The 16,761-nt window shown below is 61.5% G+C and carries 13 protein-coding genes and 3 pseudogenes; 6 read left to right on the top strand and 10 right to left on the bottom strand.

What is annotated here, in order from left to right; genetic code table 11:
- Positions 1–63 precede the first annotated feature (63 nt).
- Both NCCP436_RS07265 and NCCP436_RS07270 read left to right on the top strand, forming a co-directional pair.
- Positions 64–399 (top strand): tRNA-binding protein, encoded by a 336-nt coding sequence (locus NCCP436_RS07265; protein WP_220803324.1) that lies wholly within the window; start codon positions 64–66, stop codon positions 397–399.
- Entirely contained in the window at positions 396–1,247 is an 852-nt protein-coding gene (locus NCCP436_RS07270) for a DMT family transporter (protein ID WP_220803325.1), read from the top strand. Before NCCP436_RS07265 ends, NCCP436_RS07270 begins: the two co-directional genes overlap by 4 nt.
- A gap of 24 nt (positions 1,248–1,271) precedes the next feature.
- Here NCCP436_RS07270 and NCCP436_RS07275 read toward each other — a convergent pair whose 3' ends face one another.
- On the bottom strand, positions 1,272–1,553 hold the full coding sequence (locus tag NCCP436_RS07275) for a SelT/SelW/SelH family protein (RefSeq protein ID WP_220803326.1): 282 nt from the start codon (positions 1,551–1,553) through the stop codon (positions 1,272–1,274).
- 72 nt (positions 1,554–1,625) lie between these two features.
- Between NCCP436_RS07275 and NCCP436_RS07280 the strand changes: the two genes are divergently transcribed.
- Positions 1,626–3,812 (top strand): patatin-like phospholipase family protein, encoded by a 2,187-nt coding sequence (locus NCCP436_RS07280; protein ID WP_220803327.1) that lies wholly within the window; start codon positions 1,626–1,628, stop codon positions 3,810–3,812.
- Positions 3,813–3,854: 42 nt separating this feature from the next.
- Here NCCP436_RS07280 and NCCP436_RS07285 read toward each other — a convergent pair whose 3' ends face one another.
- On the bottom strand, positions 3,855–4,292 hold the full coding sequence (locus NCCP436_RS07285; protein WP_220803328.1) for a MarR family transcriptional regulator: 438 nt from the start codon (positions 4,290–4,292) through the stop codon (positions 3,855–3,857).
- 127 nt (positions 4,293–4,419) lie between these two features.
- A complete protein-coding gene (gene recQ / locus NCCP436_RS07290) occupies positions 4,420–6,549 on the bottom strand; it encodes a DNA helicase RecQ (protein ID WP_220803329.1) in 2,130 nt (709 codons plus the stop codon).
- A gap of 145 nt (positions 6,550–6,694) precedes the next feature.
- Between recQ and NCCP436_RS07295 the strand changes: the two genes are divergently transcribed.
- On the top strand, positions 6,695–7,279 hold the full coding sequence (locus NCCP436_RS07295) for a YecA family protein (protein ID WP_220803330.1): 585 nt from the start codon (positions 6,695–6,697) through the stop codon (positions 7,277–7,279).
- 15 nt (positions 7,280–7,294) lie between these two features.
- Positions 7,295–7,693: a YbaN family protein gene (locus NCCP436_RS07300; protein ID WP_220803331.1), complete on the top strand. Its 399-nt coding sequence runs from the start codon at positions 7,295–7,297 to the stop codon at positions 7,691–7,693.
- Between the two features lie 25 nt (positions 7,694–7,718).
- On the opposite strand, the gene NCCP436_RS07305 is transcribed toward NCCP436_RS07300, so the two are convergent.
- The 5 genes and pseudogenes from NCCP436_RS07305 to aceK all read right to left on the bottom strand — a co-directional run bounded on the left by NCCP436_RS07305 (position 7,719) and on the right by aceK (position 12,307).
- Positions 7,719–8,309, bottom strand: coding sequence for a tRNA-uridine aminocarboxypropyltransferase (locus tag NCCP436_RS07305; protein ID WP_220803332.1), 591 nt, complete (start codon positions 8,307–8,309; stop codon positions 7,719–7,721).
- A 59-nt stretch (positions 8,310–8,368) separates the two neighbouring features.
- Positions 8,369–9,358: pseudogene (locus tag NCCP436_RS17815) on the bottom strand (methyl-accepting chemotaxis protein); the annotation flags it as partial.
- A 294-nt stretch (positions 9,359–9,652) separates the two neighbouring features.
- A pseudogene (locus NCCP436_RS17820) lies at positions 9,653–9,943 on the bottom strand (PAS domain-containing protein); the annotation flags it as partial.
- Between the two features lie 424 nt (positions 9,944–10,367).
- Positions 10,368–10,502, bottom strand: a complete 135-nt coding sequence (locus NCCP436_RS17625) for a hypothetical protein (RefSeq protein ID WP_259651464.1) — start codon at positions 10,500–10,502, stop codon at positions 10,368–10,370.
- 86 nt (positions 10,503–10,588) lie between these two features.
- The gene (gene aceK / locus NCCP436_RS07315; RefSeq protein WP_220803334.1) at positions 10,589–12,307 is read right to left on the bottom strand and encodes a bifunctional isocitrate dehydrogenase kinase/phosphatase; all 1,719 of its coding nucleotides are present in this window, start codon (positions 12,305–12,307) and stop codon (positions 10,589–10,591) included.
- Positions 12,308–12,457: 150 nt separating this feature from the next.
- Here aceK and NCCP436_RS07320 point away from each other — a divergent pair.
- A pseudogene (locus NCCP436_RS07320) lies at positions 12,458–13,349 on the top strand (DMT family transporter).
- A 38-nt stretch (positions 13,350–13,387) separates the two neighbouring features.
- On the opposite strand, the gene ligA reads toward NCCP436_RS07320, so the two are convergent.
- On the bottom strand, positions 13,388–15,748 hold the full coding sequence (gene ligA, locus NCCP436_RS07325; protein WP_220803335.1) for an NAD-dependent DNA ligase LigA: 2,361 nt from the start codon (positions 15,746–15,748) through the stop codon (positions 13,388–13,390).
- A 58-nt stretch (positions 15,749–15,806) separates the two neighbouring features.
- On the bottom strand, positions 15,807–16,628 hold the full coding sequence (gene zipA, locus NCCP436_RS07330) for a cell division protein ZipA (RefSeq protein WP_220803336.1): 822 nt from the start codon (positions 16,626–16,628) through the stop codon (positions 15,807–15,809).
- Positions 16,629–16,761: the final 133 nt, after the last annotated feature.

A 16,761-nucleotide genomic window follows, 5' to 3' on the forward strand; every position in this document is an offset into this window, starting at 1 on the left:
CTTGCGCGACAGACAGCCGGGAGGCTGCGACATAGACTGCCTGGCAGGATCAAGGAGTACACCATGCAAACTATCGAATGGCAGGATTTCGAGAAGGTGGAGCTGCGCGTCGGCACCATCCTCAGGGCCTACCCCAATGCAAAGGCGGTCAAACCCGCTTACGTGCTTGAGGTGGATCTCGGCGAGTTGGGCATCAAGACCTCCAGCGCGCAGATCACAGCTCACTATCGCTGCGAGGAACTGCCGGGCCGCCAGGTGCTGTGCGTCTGCAATTTTGCCCCCAAGCGCATTGCCGGTATCCGTTCCGAGGTACTGGTAACCGGGGCCTACGACCTGGACAACCGCGTTGTGCTGGCCGGTTTCGACCACCCGTTGCCCAATGGCGCACGCCTGGCATGACGGAACGCAACGCCCTGCTGGCGATTCACCTTGGAGCCCTGTTCTTCGGCCTGTCCGGCATTTTCGGCAAGCTTGCAGCCACTACCCCCGGCATGATCGCCGGTGGCCGCGCCCTGTTCGCCGTGCTCGCCCTCGGTCTGGCCGCACTACTCTGGAGCAGCCGCAATGCCACGCGGCCGAGCCTGCGCCAACTGGCCCTGCTTGCACTCGGCGGAGTACTGCTGGGCAGCCACTGGATCACCTTCTTCGAAGCGGTGAAAGTCTCGGGGGTAGCCATCGCAACACTGGGTTTTGCCAGCTTCCCGGCTTTCACCGTGCTACTGGAAGGATTGCTGTTCCGCGAACGCACCCGCCCCGTCGAGTTCATTCTGGTCGGCGTAGTTTGCGTGGGACTGATCCTCGTTACCCCGGAGTTCAGTCTCGACAGCAGCGCGACCCACGGGCTGTTGTGGGCTGTGCTGTCAGGGCTGCTGTTCGCCCTGCTATCGCTGCTCAACCGCGCCAGCACTCGGGGACTCGACCCGGTGAAGGCTGCGCTGTACCAGAACCTCACTGTGCTGCTTTGTCTGTTGCCACTGGCCTGGCCACAGCTGGCTGCGGTCAAGCCGCTGGACTGGCTGTGGCTGGCACTGCTGGGGATTTTCTGCACGGGCCTGGCGCACAGCCTGTTCGTCGCCAGCCTACGGGTGCTCAAGGCTCGTACCACGGCAGTCATCTTCGCCCTGGAGCCGGTCTACGGCATCCTCTTCGCCTGGTGGCTGTTCAGCGAGCAGCCGACACTGCGCATGCTCGCTGGTGGCCTGCTGATCGTCGGTGCCATCTTAGTATCCGCACGAATGCCACGCTGACGATGCACATTTGCCACAGCGCGGTTAACGGTCGTTATGTCCCAGGTCGCGGCCCGGGTCGATCAGATCGCGAACCCGTTGTTTGAGGACCTTCGCTTCGGGAAAACCGCCATCGACCTTGCGCTCCCAGACCTGCTGGCCGTCGCAAACGATCCGGAACACACCGCCGGTGCCCGGCTCAAGACTGACACGGCCCAACTCGTCGGAAAAGGTGCTGAGCAGTTCCTGGGCCAGCCAGGCCGCACGTAGCAACCACTGGCACTGGGTGCAATAGGTGATGACGATTTCGGGTTTCTGATCGGACATGACAAAGCTCTGGTACGGGCAGGTTGGCGCCTATAATAGCCGCCTTTGCCTTTCTTTCAGCCGGAAACCCTCATGCGCCGCCTGTTTGTCTCCTTGCTGCTCTGCCTATCCATTGTCTTCTGCCTTCCTGTGCTTGCGGCCGACCGCATCGGCCTGGTGCTGTCCGGTGGTGCCGCTCGCGGTCTGGCGCATATCGGCGTTCTGAAGGCGCTGGAGGAACAGGGTATCCGCATCGACGCCATTGCCGGTACCAGTATGGGGGCCATTGTCGGCGGTCTCTACGCTGCCGGCTATTCAGTGGCGGAACTGGAGCGTCTGGCGCTTGAGCTGGACTGGCAGCAGGCACTGTCCGACTCGCCGCCACGCGAGGACATACCCTTCCGCCGCAAGCAGGACGATCGCGATTTTCTGGTCAAGCAGAAGCTCAGTTTCCGTGATGATGGCAGTCTCGGCCTGCCACTGGGGGTGATCCAGGGACAGAACCTTGAACTGCTGCTTGAAGGCCTTCTGGTACACCGCAGCGCGACTCGCAACTTCGACCTTCTGCCAATCCCCTACCGCGCCGTGGCCACCGACGTGGTCACCGGTGAGCAGGTGGTCATGTCCAGCGGCCACCTGCCGCAGGCAATGCGCGCCAGTATGTCGATCCCGGCGGTGTTTGCCCCGGTAGAAGTCGACGGCCGTCTGCTGGTCGATGGCGGCATGGTCAACAACGTGCCCATCGACGTAGCCCGACAGATGGGTGTGGATCAGGTCATCGTGGTGGATCTGGAAATGCCGCTGAAACCGGCTCGGGATCTGCACACAGTATTCGACGTAATGAACCAGTCGATCACCCTGATGATGCGCAGCAACTCTGAGACACAGCTGGCCACTCTGAACGCCGACGATGTTCTGATTCAGCCTTCACTGGCCGGCTTCGGCTCGGCCGACTTCGACCGTGGCGCGCAAATGATCGACGCCGGCTACCGGGCCACGCAGATCCAGGCCGAACGCCTGGCCCGGCTGCAGGGTAGTCGCGGTGGCAGCCCCGCCCTGGCGCTGGCACGCAGCAGCGAACAGCGCACGCCGGTTATTCGTGCGATTCACGTAGTGAACGACTCCAAGGTCAGCGATATGGTGATCCGTAAACACATACGCCAGCCACTGGACGAAGCGCTCGATCTGGACAAGCTGCAAAAGGACATGGGCACCCTGTACGGGCTGGACTATTTCGACCGGGTGCAGTATCGCCTGGAACCACTAGACGAGCACGGCAGCGCGCTGGTGATCGATGCCCGTGGCAAACGCACCGGCACAGACTACCTGCGCCTGGGGCTGAGTCTTTCCGACGACATGCGCGGCGACAGTGCCTTCAACATCGGCGCCAGCTATCGCGTCAATGGCATTAATGAACTCGGCGCCGAGTGGCTGACCCGTCTGCAGTTGGGCGACCGTCAGGAACTGTACAGTGAGTTCTATCAGCCACTCGACTTCAGTTCGCGCTACTTCGTCGCACCCTACCTGTTCGGCGAGGCACAGAACGTCGAAGCCATCCTGGACAACGACCCCATCGCCGAATATCGCCTGGAACGCTACGGCTATGGCCTGAACCTCGGCCGGCAGATCGCCAACAGCGGGGAAATCCGTTTCGGCATCGGCCAGTCCTGGGGCGAAGCGAACGTACATGTCGGCGAACGCGACCTACCAAGCTTCAGCTTCAGCGAGGGCTACTACGAGCTGAAGTATTCCTTCGACACCTTCGACAGTCTGGACTTTCCCCGTAGCGGCGAGGTCATCGGTGTGATGCTGCGCAAATACGACCGTAGCCTGGGCTCTGATGAACAGTACCGGCAGTGGCAGATAAACCTGGACAAGGCCCTCAGTTTCGGTTCGAACACCTGGATACTGGGCGGCCGCTACGGACGCACGCTGGACGAGGCCGAAATCGTTACCTCGGCGTTTACCCTCGGCGGCGCGCAAACGCTCTCGGGCTTCCGCGAGGATGCTCTGAGCGGACAGAACATGGCCCTGGCTCGACTGATCTATTTCCGGCGCTTGACGCAGCGTTCACTGCTGCTCGACTTCCCGCTCTACCTGGGGCTGTCGTTGGAACGCGGACGCTCCTGGAACAACGACAATGCCTTCGACAGCGGCTACATCAACGCCGCCAGCGTATTCCTTGGGCTGGACACACCGCTGGGGCCGCTGAACTTCAGCTACGGCTTCAATGAGGAGCGGGAAAAGGCCCTTTATCTGAACCTGGGCAGGAGTTTCTGAGCTCCGCCCCAGATGCACCGGCGGCAGCCCGCTACTACAGGGCTACGCCCGGTTCAGCAGGTTGCCGAGTACACGCGCATGAACCTGCTGGCAGCGACGCAGGTCGTCCTCATCAATGCCGGCAAATACTTCTCGGCGCAACTGCGTGGAAATCGCCTCAATTTTCTCGATCAGTGGCTGAGCCTTGGGCTGCAGGGCAATCTTCTTGGCCCGGCGATCTTCCGGTACAGCAACCCGCATCACCAGTCCCTGGCTTTCCAGGCTGTCGAGCAAACGCGCCAGAGTCGGCCCTTCCACGCCAACACTTTGGGCCAGCTCGCGCTGGGTTGGCATCTCGGTAAAACGCGCCAGGTGCAGCAACACCAACCAGCGTGCCTGGGAAAGACCGAGACCGACCAGGCGACGGTCGAGTTCAGAGCGCCAGGCGCGGGACAGTTGAGCAACTTGCATGGCAAAACGGTGTTGATCAGGGTAGGACATAGGGTCGGCTAACTCACACAAACATCAAAAAACTAATTATTAGCCAGCTAGCCATAACCGCGCCCACAGGGCAAGCCCTGTTTGTGCCCAGGCATTTCAAAATGCCGCCATTTACCGTGCAGCGTCATCAACCTTCGAACTCGGTCTGAAGCGCTGCACGCACGCAATGCAACACCGCCTCGTCGACCTGCCCGGCAAACTGCCCGGCAATTTCACTAACCGCCGGCAGCTCGCCCTCGCCCTCGAGGAATGCATCCTGAATCTCTCCCAGCAGCGTCTCCGGCAGATCCAGAGCCTGCTCCAGCGTCAGTTGCTGGTTGCCAATAGCCTCGGCCAGCAGGCTGTAAACATTCCGCTCGCTACAACCCAACTGGCCGGCGATCTGAACCGGGGTCATGCCCGCACGGGCCAGAGTCACCAGTTCATGGCGCAGGTCGGCCACCGGCACAGGTGTTTCATCCGCTCCCCCATTGAGCACTTCAAGAAAGGCCCGGCCATAGCGCTCCAACTTGCGCGCGCCGACACCGCTGACTTCGGCCATCTCGCGCAAAGAGCCGGGCTGGCGCCGGAGCATCTCCAGCAGAGTTGCGTCGGGGAAGATCACGTAAGGCGGTACTCCGTGCTCTTCGGCCAGCTTGCGGCGCAGGCTGCGTAGCGCCTCCCAAGTCTCCCGTTCGTGAACGCGCACCAACTGGCTGGCAGAGCTGCTGGAGGCTCTCGCCGCCTGGGCTGGCTTGGGCTCACGGCGTAGGTGCAGACTGACCTCGCCACGCAGCAGCGGCCGACAGCTCTCGTGCAGTCGCAGGCCGCCAAAGCCCTCCAGATCCACATCGGCCAACCCCCGAGCCACCAACTGGCGGAACAGTGTGCGCCACTCCCCTTCGCTCAGTGCCTTGCCGACACCAAACACCGACAGGTGCTGGTGGCCTGCGGCACGGATCTTCTCGTTATCGCGGCCGAGCAGGATGTCCACCAGATGGCCGACGCCGTATCGCTGACCACTGCGGTAGATAGCCGACAGAGCCTGACGTGCGGGTTCGGTGGCATCCCAGGTTTCCACACCGTCTGAGCAGTTGTCGCAATGACCGCAGGGCTCAGCCAACACCTCGTCAAAATAAGCCAGCAACGCCTGGCGCCGGCAGCGGGTTTCCTCGCATAGAGCCAGCATGGCATCGAGCTTGTGCTGCTCGATGCGCTTGTGCCGCTCATCCCCTTCGGAGTTGGCCAGCATCTGCTTGAGGAAAATCACATCCTGCAGACCGTAGGCCATCCACGCCTCGGCCGGCAGGCCGTCGCGCCCGGCCCGGCCGGTTTCCTGGTAGTAGGCCTCCAGCGACTTCGGCAGATCCAGATGACAGACGAAACGCACGTTGGGTTTGTCGATGCCCATACCAAAGGCAATGGTGGCCACCATGATCAGCCCTTCCTCATTGAGAAAACGCTTCTGGTGATACGCCCTAAGCTCGTTGGGCAGGCCCGCGTGGTACGCCAGCGCCGGAAAGCCCTGGCCGCTGAGGAACTCGGCCACCTCCTCAACCTTCTTGCGCGAAAGACAGTAAACGATGCCTGCATCCCCCTTGCGGGCTGCAAGAAAACCGAGCAGTTGCTTGCGCGGCTGATCCTTGGGCTGGATGCGGTAGAAAATGTTCGGCCGATCGAAACTCGACAGAAAGCGCTCTGCCTTATCCAGGTGTAGGCGCTGGACGATTTCCTCGCGAGTGCGCTTGTCTGCCGTTGCGGTCAGAGCGATACGCGGCACCTGTGGGAAGAGTTCAGCCAACTGCCCCAATTGCAGGTATTCCGGGCGAAAGTCGTGCCCCCATTGCGAGACGCAATGGGCCTCGTCAATGGCGAACAGAGCGATCTCCAGCCCCTGCAGGAAGTTCAGCATACGCGGCTGTACCAGGCGCTCAGGAGCCAGGTAGAGCATCTTGATCTGCCCGCGACGGATACGTTCTGCGATTTCGCGCTGCTCGTCGATACTCAGCGTGGAATTGAGCGCCACCGCCGCCACCCCCAGTTCTTCCAGAGTAGCGACTTGGTCGTCCATCAGCGCAATCAGTGGTGACACGACCACTGCCAGCCCCTCACGCATCAATGCCGGTACCTGATAGCACAGCGACTTGCCACCGCCGGTAGGCATCAGCACCAGTGCATCACCACCGCCTGCCACACGCTCGATGATCGCGGCCTGGTTGCCACGAAACGCGTCATAACCGAAAACATCTTTGAGAATGCGCAAGGCATGGTCGAGCATGTAGGCCTCCGAATCGAGCCGCACATTATGCCGTACTCCAGCCGGCACGGGGCGGCTCCCGGCAGGCGGCGAGCCTTGCGCTGGCCGCAGGGGACGCGGTGGACTAGAATCCTGCCTCGATATCTTCCCTCAAGGTAACTCCACGATGTCCTTTGCCGAGCAACTGTCCCGCCTGCAAGCCTTCCTCGATGCCGACGACCTGCATGAAGAGGCGCTGGACTACGTGGCCGCCCATGGCTACCTCACCGCCCTGGCCATCTGCCCCGAGCAGGTTCCCGAGCGCGAATGGATCGATGCTCTGTTCGCCGTGCCGCCTCACTACCGAAACGAGGCCGAGCGCGAAGAAATCGAAGGCACGCTGGTTCACCTCAAGGCTCATATCGCCCGCCAGTTGGCTGGCGAAGAAGAACCCGAGCTGCCCTGCGAGCTGGATCTGGGTGAGGAACCGGACGACTCGGATTTACGCGGCTGGTGCATTGGCTTCATGGAAGGAGTATTCCTCCGCGAATCGGTGTGGTTCGAAGATGCCGAGGAAGAGGTGAGCGAACTGCTGCTGCCGATCATGGTCGGCTCCGGCCTGTTTGACGAACAGCAGGAGTTCGCCGATATCGCCCGCGACCGTGACCTGGTGGACAGCATGGTCGACCAGATCCCTGAGCTACTAACTGCCCTGTTCCTGCTCTGCCAGGCACCCGAAGAAAAACCCGCCCTGCTCAAGCCGCGTCACTGAACCGCGCACCAGTCCATGCCCCGAGAAGTCCGCGAGAGCCGCCATCGCAGCGTGCGCTATGTACTCCTGACACTGGGCTGGCTGAACGTGGTACTCGGCGTCATCGGCATTTTCCTGCCGGTGCTGCCAACCACTCCCTTTCTGTTGCTGGCTGCCGCCTGCTTCGTCAGAAGCTCGCGGCGCTTCTATCTCTGGCTGGTGATGCACCCCCGCCTCGGCCCATGGATCCGTGACTACCTCGATGGTCAGGGCATTCCTCGCCGAGCCAAGATCTATGCGCTGAGCCTGATGTGGCCCTGCATCGCCCTGTCCTGTTACCTCGTTCCACTGCTGCCAGCCCGCCTGTTCATGCTCACTAGCGCTGTACTGGTCAGCCTGTACATCCTGCGTCAGAAAACCCTGCCCGATCCTTGAATCGGCCGGCCTCAGGGCTTCCAGACTACAGGTGATTACGCTGGTAAACCGCCTCGCCCATTGCAGCTATCTGGCCGTCGATCAGAGCCTCGAACGGTCGCAACAGGGCACTGAACGACTGCGGAGCTTCCAGGGCATCAAGCGCGGCGACGATGGCCTCGATAGTCGACAGCGCACCAGGCTCTGGCGCCTTGCGCAACCGGTAGCGTGAGGCACTGACATTGTTCAGCGTCACCTGCGGCAAGGCTGTCAGCAAAGGGTTGAGATACAACAATTTGCGCGCCTTGCGCCAGGTGCCGTCAGGCACCACCAACAGCAACGGCAAGTCATCTGCCGCGTAGCGGCTCAGCACCGTTGCCTGCTCACCCGGAAATAACAGGCATGGCCGATAACCCGGACACTCCAGCAGCCGTGGCAAATCCTCGAAAACCTCGCCCACCAGCAGCTCGGCTTTGCATAGTCCCAGTGCAGCCAATCGGGCCGTGTTCAAAGCATGTCGCGCCTCACTGGGATGCTGCAGGATAAGCAGGCGAGTACGGCTGTCGAGCGCAGGAATCAGCGCACAGAGGCAATGACCAGAGGGACGCTGGCAACGGGAACAGATAGGACGGAACATGCGCACAGTTTGCCAGAACAAAGCTGGGCGGTGCGATGCAACAGCAGCCTGGGAAGCGATCAGCGACTAAAGCGCTCAACCAGATCCTGCAGGTACTCGGCCATCTGCTCCATCTCACGACTGACTGAGGCCCCCTGCTGCGCCTGACTGGCACTGCGTTCGGAAAAATCAACAATGCGGGCGACCTGCTGGCCAAAGTCCTCAGTCGCCTGGCTCTGCTGCTCAGCCGCCACAGCCATCTGCCGGCTCATGCTGGAGATTCGGGCGACCGCAGCACTGATACCCTGTAGAGCTTCACACACCGACTCCACGCTGCGCATGCTGCTGCGGGAAATTTCCTCGCCGCGACCTGCTGTAGTCACAGCTCGCTCGGCGCCCACCTGCAGTTCGGCGATGATCTGATGTATCCGCTCGGTAGACTGCCGGGTACGCAAGGCCAGCGAACGCACCTCGTCAGCCACCACGGCGAACCCTCGCCCCTGCTCGCCAGCACGCGCGGCCTCGATGGCCGCATTAAGCGCCAGCAGGTTGGTTTGCTCGGCGATCGAGGTGATCACGTCGGCCACACTACCGATGGTTCGGATAGAGCCGGCAAGTTCATGGATCGCCAGGCCGATATCGGCCACTGCCTGAGCCAGCTGCTGCATCGCATCAAGGCTGCCAAGCGCCCGGTCACGCCCCTCACGAGCCAGACGATCCGCCTCATCGGCAGCATTAGAGCTATCCCGGACATGAGTGGCCGTCTGCCGCAGCGTTTCGGCCATATGCTGAACGGCCGTTGCCGACTGATCTGTTTCAGCTCGCTGCTGATTGAGCAGTTCCGCTCCGGAATGGGAGAGGTCGGCAGATTGCGCGGCATAGCGCCGGACATTCTCTCCGGCATCGGCCAGACGCGTAAGCACCGTCTGCAGGCGCGCTTCCTCACTGATCATGGCCATTTCCAACTGGGCCTCGGCGCCCTTCTTGTCACTGTAGGTCAGCGCTACCAGCTCACTGGTGAAGAGTTTGGGATGTGCCAAAAGGATCCCGCGGATAAGCCGGCGCGAGCGCAAGGTATCGTAAACCCCGTAGCCAGCCAGCGCTGCAACAGTCCCCGCCAGTTGCCAGCCACCCTCAAAAATTCCCAGCATCAGCAAAATCAGCAGCCCGGTCAGAAGCATCGGCCAGCGCTGGCCAAGTTCGTAACAACCTCGCAGTAGCCACGACTGCGCCGGCCTTCCGGCGCGCAATCGTGCATACAGGGCTTCAGCACGGCGTTTCTGGGCCTCGCTAGGCAGCGAACGCACTGATTCGTAACCCGCTACTCGACCGTGTTCGTAGATGGGGGTGACATAGGCATTAACCCAGTAGAAATCGCCATTTTTTGCCCGGTTTTTGATGATCCCCATCCAGGGCTTGCCTTGTTTGATGGTTTCCCACATGTGCCGAAACACCACCGGCGGCATGTCCGGGTGGCGTACGATGTTGTGGGGCTGACCAATCAACTCGTTCCGACTAAAGCCACTGATTTCGACAAAAGCGTCGTTGCAGTAGGTGATTCGGCTATCGAGACCGGTAGTGGAGATCAGACGCTCACCAGCAGGAAAGGTACGCTCACACTGAGTGAGCGGCGTGTTCAGACGCATCGGGGGCATCCTTGCCCGGGTTCGGGCTTTTCACGGTTTTTCAAATAAGGTGATAGCACATCCAACCGTTCGCACCAGCCATTTCAATTAGGCCTTTAGTAGTAAGGCCTTGGGCTGTACGAAAAATCGTCAGGCGAGGGTCAGAGAAAAAACGGACTCTACTAAGTTCAGCGGGGTACTGAAATCGGGGAGCTGGTCTATCTTTCCGAGTCCGTTTCTAGCGAAACCTCAATGTGGCATAGGCACTTTTCGTATTAGAGCGCAGAATTTCGGCCCGAATAGAACACCGCTTCTGATCATTGGAGGGCACATGATGCTGCACGCCCGGATGGCGCTGTAGAGTGGATGGGATAAGGCCGCTGAGCGCAGCAGATTCGTCACTACCAACTACTGGTGCAGCGCCCTGTTCGCCCCGGCGACGGCCTCCCGAGCTTCAGAGGCGCCGGTTCGACTCGCGCCTCAGCCGCGCCTGCTCGGTCTGACTGATGCGTATGAGCTGAGGCTGCACGGCACTCAGCCCGAGGGTCTGAAGCAGAACTTTCAGTTGTTCTTGCAGCTTGACGAGCATGACAAGGGCCTCCTGCCAGGTAGTTGGAATGCCAGCATCGCTGGCCCTATCCATGAGATTAGGCTGGCCGGCACGAATTTCAACTGTCACGCCGCGCAACTTTTGCGTCGATAGGGAAATACATCGATCACCTTACCCGCACGGATCGCCTCCTGCAGCCCCTTCCAGTAGTCGGCGTCGTACAACTCACCATGTAACTGACCAAACAGCCGGCGTTGACCGATGTCGGCAAACAGAAAGGGGGGGAACTCCTCCGGAAATACGTCCATCGGTCCCACCAAGTACCAGGGTTCGGAGCTCATCTCGTCTTCGGGAAAGCGCGGCGGCGGGATGCGGCGGAAGTTCACCTCGGTGAGAAAGCAGATCTCGTCATAGTCATAGAACACCACACGACCGTGACGGGTAACGCCGAAGTTTTTCAGCAGCATATCACCCGGGAAAATATTGGCCGCTGCCAATTGCTTGATCGCCAGCCCGTAGTCTTCCAGCGCCTCACGCACCTGCGTCTCGCTGGCATTTTCCAGGTACAGGTTCAGAGGCGTCATGCGCCGCTCGGTCCAGCAGTGGCGTACCAGCACCGTGTCGCCCTCCACCACTACAGTGGACGGCGCTACCTCTAGCAGCTCAGCCAGGCAGTCGGGGGCGAACTTGGCCTTGGGAAAGCGAAAGTCGGAGAATTCCTGGGTGTCGGCCATACGACCAACCCGGTCGACACGCTTCACCAGACGGTATTTCTCGATCACGGTATTGCGATCCACCGTCTTGGCATGAGCGAAGCGGTCCTTGATCACCTTGAACACCGTGTTGAAACCCGGCAGCGTGAACACGCTCATCACCATACCGCGCACTCCCGGCGCCATGATGAAACGGTCATCGGTGCTGGCCAGGTGGCCGATCAGTGCCCGGTAGAACTCACTCTTGCCGTGCTTGTAGAAGCCGATCGAGGTGTACAGCTCGGCAATGTGCTTACCCGGCAGGATGCGTTTAAGAAAACCGACAAACTCAGCCGGGATGGCCACGTCCACCATGAAATAGCTACGGGTAAAGGAGAAGATGATCGACACCTCCGCCTCGTCGGTGATCAGCGTATCGGCCTGGATGCCACGGCCCTCCAGATGCAGCAGTGGTATCGCCAGCGGCCACTGTTCGTCCCGGGTGTACAGGCGGCCGATCAGGTAGGCTCCCTTGTTGCGGTAGAGCACCGAGGAGAACAGCTCGATGCACAGTTCCGGATCCTTGCACACCCAATCCGGCAGGTTCTGCCGCAGCCGGGCCTCCAGCCGCTGCACGTCACCCGGCAGATCCGCATAGGGCACGCCGAAGCGGTAGTCCTCGAAGATCGCCAGCAGGGCACCGGCCAGGTCACCATCCGGCCGATAGCTGCGGATCTGCGCGCTGGCCGGATGCCCACGCAGCGACGGCCGGGTGGTGTGGATAAACATGCAGCCGTCGCTGATCAGGTCATGGCTGAACAGGCTGCAGAAGATCGAGTTGAACCAGGTTTCCGCCAGTTCATCGTCGAAGCGTAGATCGATCAGCGCGATATAGGCGCTCTTCACCAGCGGCCACTGGCCCACCTCCAACAGCGGCTCACCGATGCGCCGGTGCAGCATCTCGCGGGTTTCCGCAACCTTCTCTTCATACAGGCTGATGCGTGCCGCCGATGCCTGCTGGGCCTCCTGCCACTGTGCCTGCTCGAAGCGCGCCTGCGCGCCGTCGGTGATCTGGCGGAAGTGCTCGCGGTAATTGTCGAAGCCCTCGAGAATCAACTGCGCGATCTCGCCGGCCGGCCATTGCTGCCCCATGGATACGCCTCGCTGTCGGATGGGTGCTCCGAGCTTAGCCACAGGCAGCGCCGAGGGAAAGCTGCAACCAGGGCCGAAAGGCGGATGCGGATTGCCTGAAGCCTGTCCAGCGGCAAGACTCTGCCTCCCGCTCCTGCCGGAAAGCCCGCCTTGCGTATCGTCGACCTTTTCCGCCTGTTGCTGCTCGCCGCCATCTGGGGCGCCAGCTTCCTTTTCATGCGCGTGGCCGCTCCAGTGCTGGGCAGCATGCCCACCGCCTTCTTCCGCACCTGTGTCGGCGCCCTGAGCCTGCTGGCAGTGCTGCTGGCGCTGCGCAGCGACTGGGAGTTCCGCGGCAAGTTCCGCATCTGCATGCTGCTCGGCGTGATCAACGCCGGACTGCCCTCGGCCATGTACTGCCTGGCCGCGCTGATTCTTCCGGCCGGCTACTCGGCGATTTTCAATGCCACCACACCGCTGATGGGCGTGCTGATCGGGGCGACGTTCTTCCATGAAGGCATTACTCCGGGCAAGGCGCTAGGAGTTGCCCTCGGGCTGTCCGGCATAGCGGCTCTGACACGCACCGGGCCGGTAGCCTTCGATCTACCACTGCTGTTTGGCGCAGCTGGCGGCCTGGTGGCAACCACCTGCTACGGTTTCGCCGGTTTCCTCACCCGCCGCTGGATCGGCCAGCAGGGCGGCCTGGACAACCGCCTGACCGCCTTCGCCAGCCTGCTGGGCGCCAGTCTGTTCCTACTGCCACTGTTCATCGCCAGCCTAGCCTGCCCCCCCCGCCGACTGGGGCGGAACAGGGGTCTGGCTGTCGCTGGCCGGTCTCGGCCTGCTCTGCACCGCCTTCGCCTATGTGCTGTACTTCCGTCTGCTCGCCGACATCGGAGCGATCAGGGCCAGTACCACGACTTTTCTGATCCCGCTGTTCGGCGTGTTCTGCGGCGCTCTGCTGCTGGACGAGCCACTGAGCTGGGACTACCTGCCCGGAAGCGTGCTGATCGCCACTGCCCTGTGGCTGGTGGTGCGCCCCGAGGCCGCTGACCGGCGCTAGATGCTGTAGGTGAAGCTCCAGCGCCTTGCTGGTAGCTCTTAGGTTTCAATGCCATAGGCCCTGAGCTGCTCGAGAAACTGCGCCTCATCCAGCACACGAACGCCCAGCTCCACAGCCTTGGTCAGTTTGGAACCAGCGCCCGGCCCGGCCACTACGCAATGGGTCTTTCCCGACACCGAGCCGGCCACCTTGGCCCCCAGGCTTTCCAGCTTGCCCTTGGCCACATCGCGGCTCATCAGCTCCAGGGTGCCAGTCAGTACCCAGGTCTGCCCGACCAGTGGCAGCCCCTCGACCTCCTTCTTTTCACTCTCCCAATGCATCCCGAAGTCACGCAACTGCTGTTCGATAGCGCGGGCGCGCTGGACATTCTCGGGGCTGTCAAAGAACTCGCGTACGACCTTGGCCTGGCGCTCCGGCAGGGCCTGACGCATGTCCAGCCAGTCGCCGCCAAGCACGCCTTCCAGATTACCGAAGCGCTCGGCCAGCTTCTGCGCTGCCCCCGGGCCAATGGTGGGTATGTTCAGCTTGTCGAGCATACCGCCAAGAGTGGCAACGGCACTGAACTCGGCGCTCAACTCGACCTCCTCCTGCAGTTGAAGGCCACACTCGCCCAGCAGGGCCTCGATCACCTGTCGGTTGTGGGCATCCTCGAAGAAGCTGTGGATCTCGTGCGCCACCTCCAGGCCGATATCCGGCAGGTAGGTGAGCACCTCGGGCAAAGCCTGCTGAATATGCCTCAAGGCGCCCAGAGAACGGGCCAGCACCTTGGCGGTTTCCTCACCTACGTCGGGGATGCCAAGCGCATAGATGAAACGCGCCAGAGTCGGCCGCTTGCTGGCTTCAATCGCCGCCAGCAGCTTGTTGCTGGAGACCTCGGCAAAACCTTCCAGGCCAATGATCTGCTCGAAGGTCAGCTTGTACAGGTCGGCCGGCGAGGCGATCAGCTTCTCGTCCACCAGTTGTTCAATGGTCTTGTCACCTAGGCCCTCGATGTCCATGGCGCGGCGCGAGACGAAGTGGATGATCGCCTGCTTGAGCTGCGCCTGGCAGCTCAGGCGACCAACGCATCGGTACACTGAACCCTCACTGACCGACGCCTTGCCCTTGCTGCGCTTGATCAGTTGCGTACGCTCCACGGCCGAGCCGCATACCGGGCAGCGCTCGGGTGCATGCACCGGCCGGGCATCGGCCGGGCGCCGCTCCGCCACTACTGCCATCACCTGCGGGATCACATCACCGGCACGGCGGACGATCACCGTATCGCCGATCATCAGCCCCAGGCGCGTCACCTCGTCCATGTTGTGCAGCGTGGCATTGGCCACCATCACCCCGGCCACCCGTACCGGCTTGAGCCGCGCCACCGGCGTCACCGCCCCGGTGCGGCCAACCTGGAATTCCACGTCGAGCAGTTCGGTCAGTTCCTCCTGCGCCGGAAACTTGTGCGCAATGGCCCAGTGCGGCGTACGCGCACGAAAGCCCAGTTGCTGCTGATCTTCGATATTGTTGACCTTGAACACCACACCATCGATGTCGTAGGGCAGGCTCATGCGCCGCTCACCGATATCACGGTAGTAGGTCAGGCACTCCTCGACACCGCGTGCCAGCTTCAGCTCACGGCTGATGGGAATGCCCCAGGTCTTGAGCTGTTCGAGCATCGTTACCTGGGTGCCCGGCAATTCGCCACTGACCTGACCGACGCCGTAGCAGCAGAATTCCAGCGGACGGCTGGCGGTGATCTTCGGGTCGAGCTGGCGCAGGCTGCCGGCAGCAGCGTTGCGCGGATTGGCGAAAGTCTTGCCGCCGATCTTGCTCTGACGGGCGTTGAGCTCCTCAAAGCCGGACTTGGGCATGAACACTTCGCCACGCACTTCCAGCACCTGCGGCCAGCCCTCCCCCTGCAACTTGAGCGGCACATTGCGGATGGTGCGCACGTTGCCGGTGATGTCTTCGCCAGTGCTGCCATCGCCACGTGTGGCGCCACGCACCAGTTGCCCGTTCTCGTAACGCAGGCTGACGGCCAAGCCGTCGAGCTTGGGTTCACAGCTGTACTCGATCTCGGCGCCACCACCGAACAGATCACCGCCCTGCACACCAAGGCCGTTCTGCACATTGCGATCGAAGGCGCGCAGGTCGTCCTCCTCGAAAGCATTGCCCAGGCTGAGCATCGGCACCTCGTGCCGTACCTCTCCGAAGGCGCTTGAGGCTTCGCCACCAACACGCTGGGTCGGCGAATCCGCCGTCACCAGCTCCGGGTGCTCGGCCTCCAGTGCCTGCAACTCACGGAACAGTCGATCGTATTCGGCATCGGGGATACTCGGCTCGTCCAGCACGTAGTAACGGTAATTGTGCGCGTCCAGCTCTTTGCGCAACTCGGAAATGCGTTGGGCGGCGTCGGTCATATTCGCTCTCTCAAACGAAAAGAGCAGCCTGAGCTGCTCTTTTGCACTGCATCTGCATTCAGCGTTTCTGGGTCAGTTGCCGGCGCTCGAACTCCACGATGCGCTGGCGGTAATGCTCGATTGTCTGCGCGGTCATCACGCTGCGCTGATCATCCTTCAGCTCGCCCCCCAGCTCATGGGCCAGCTTGCGCGCGGCGGCCACCATTACGTCGAAGGCCTGCTTCGGGTAGCGCGGGCCCGGCAGGCTGAGAAAGAAGCTGACTGCGCGAGTGCTGAAACCTTCGATATCGTCGAGATCAAAGGTGCCTGGCTTGAGAGCGTTGGCCATGGAGAACAGTACTTCGCCATTGCCGGCCATGCTTTCGTGACGGTGAAAAATATCCATCTCACCGAAGCGCAGGCCACTTTCCAGGATGTTCTGCAGTAACGCCGGCCCCTTGAAGCCGGATTCGTCACGCGCCACCACGTTGATCACCAGAACCTCCTCGACCTCGGCTGGCTCGCCTGCCGAAGCGGAGCTCTTGCGGGACTCCCGTTCCTCGTCATCGACCGGGGTAAGTAGCGTTGGTACCGGTTCGTCCACGGCCAGGTTCAGGTCCCCCTGCTGCGGCTCGGTGCGTGCACGACGCGGCTGCTCGCGGGCACTGATCGAAGGCAGGTCATCCTCGTCGAGGCTCGGTTCCTGTTCGCGCTTGACCACCCGCGGCGGACTAAGCAGATCCGGATCGCTATCGTCGTCCGGCAGGTTGGAAAAACTACGATCGAGCTTGAACTTCAGTTTTCCTTTGCCGCCACGCATACGACGCCAGCCATCAAAGAGAATGCCAGCAATGACGATGATGCCAATAACGATCAGCCACTCGCGCAGACCGAATTCCATGAAATACCTAACCCTTGAAAAATTCTGGTGAAAAAAGATCCAATCAACCGGATCACTACTTAACTATAAAACGCGGCGTCAAGCCCATGTTTAGCCTGAAGTTTTCCGCGTGTAACAAAATTGGCAATAAACT

Source organism: Pseudomonas sp. NCCP-436 (assembly GCF_019656335.1).
Classification (GTDB): domain Bacteria; phylum Pseudomonadota; class Gammaproteobacteria; order Pseudomonadales; family Pseudomonadaceae; genus Aquipseudomonas.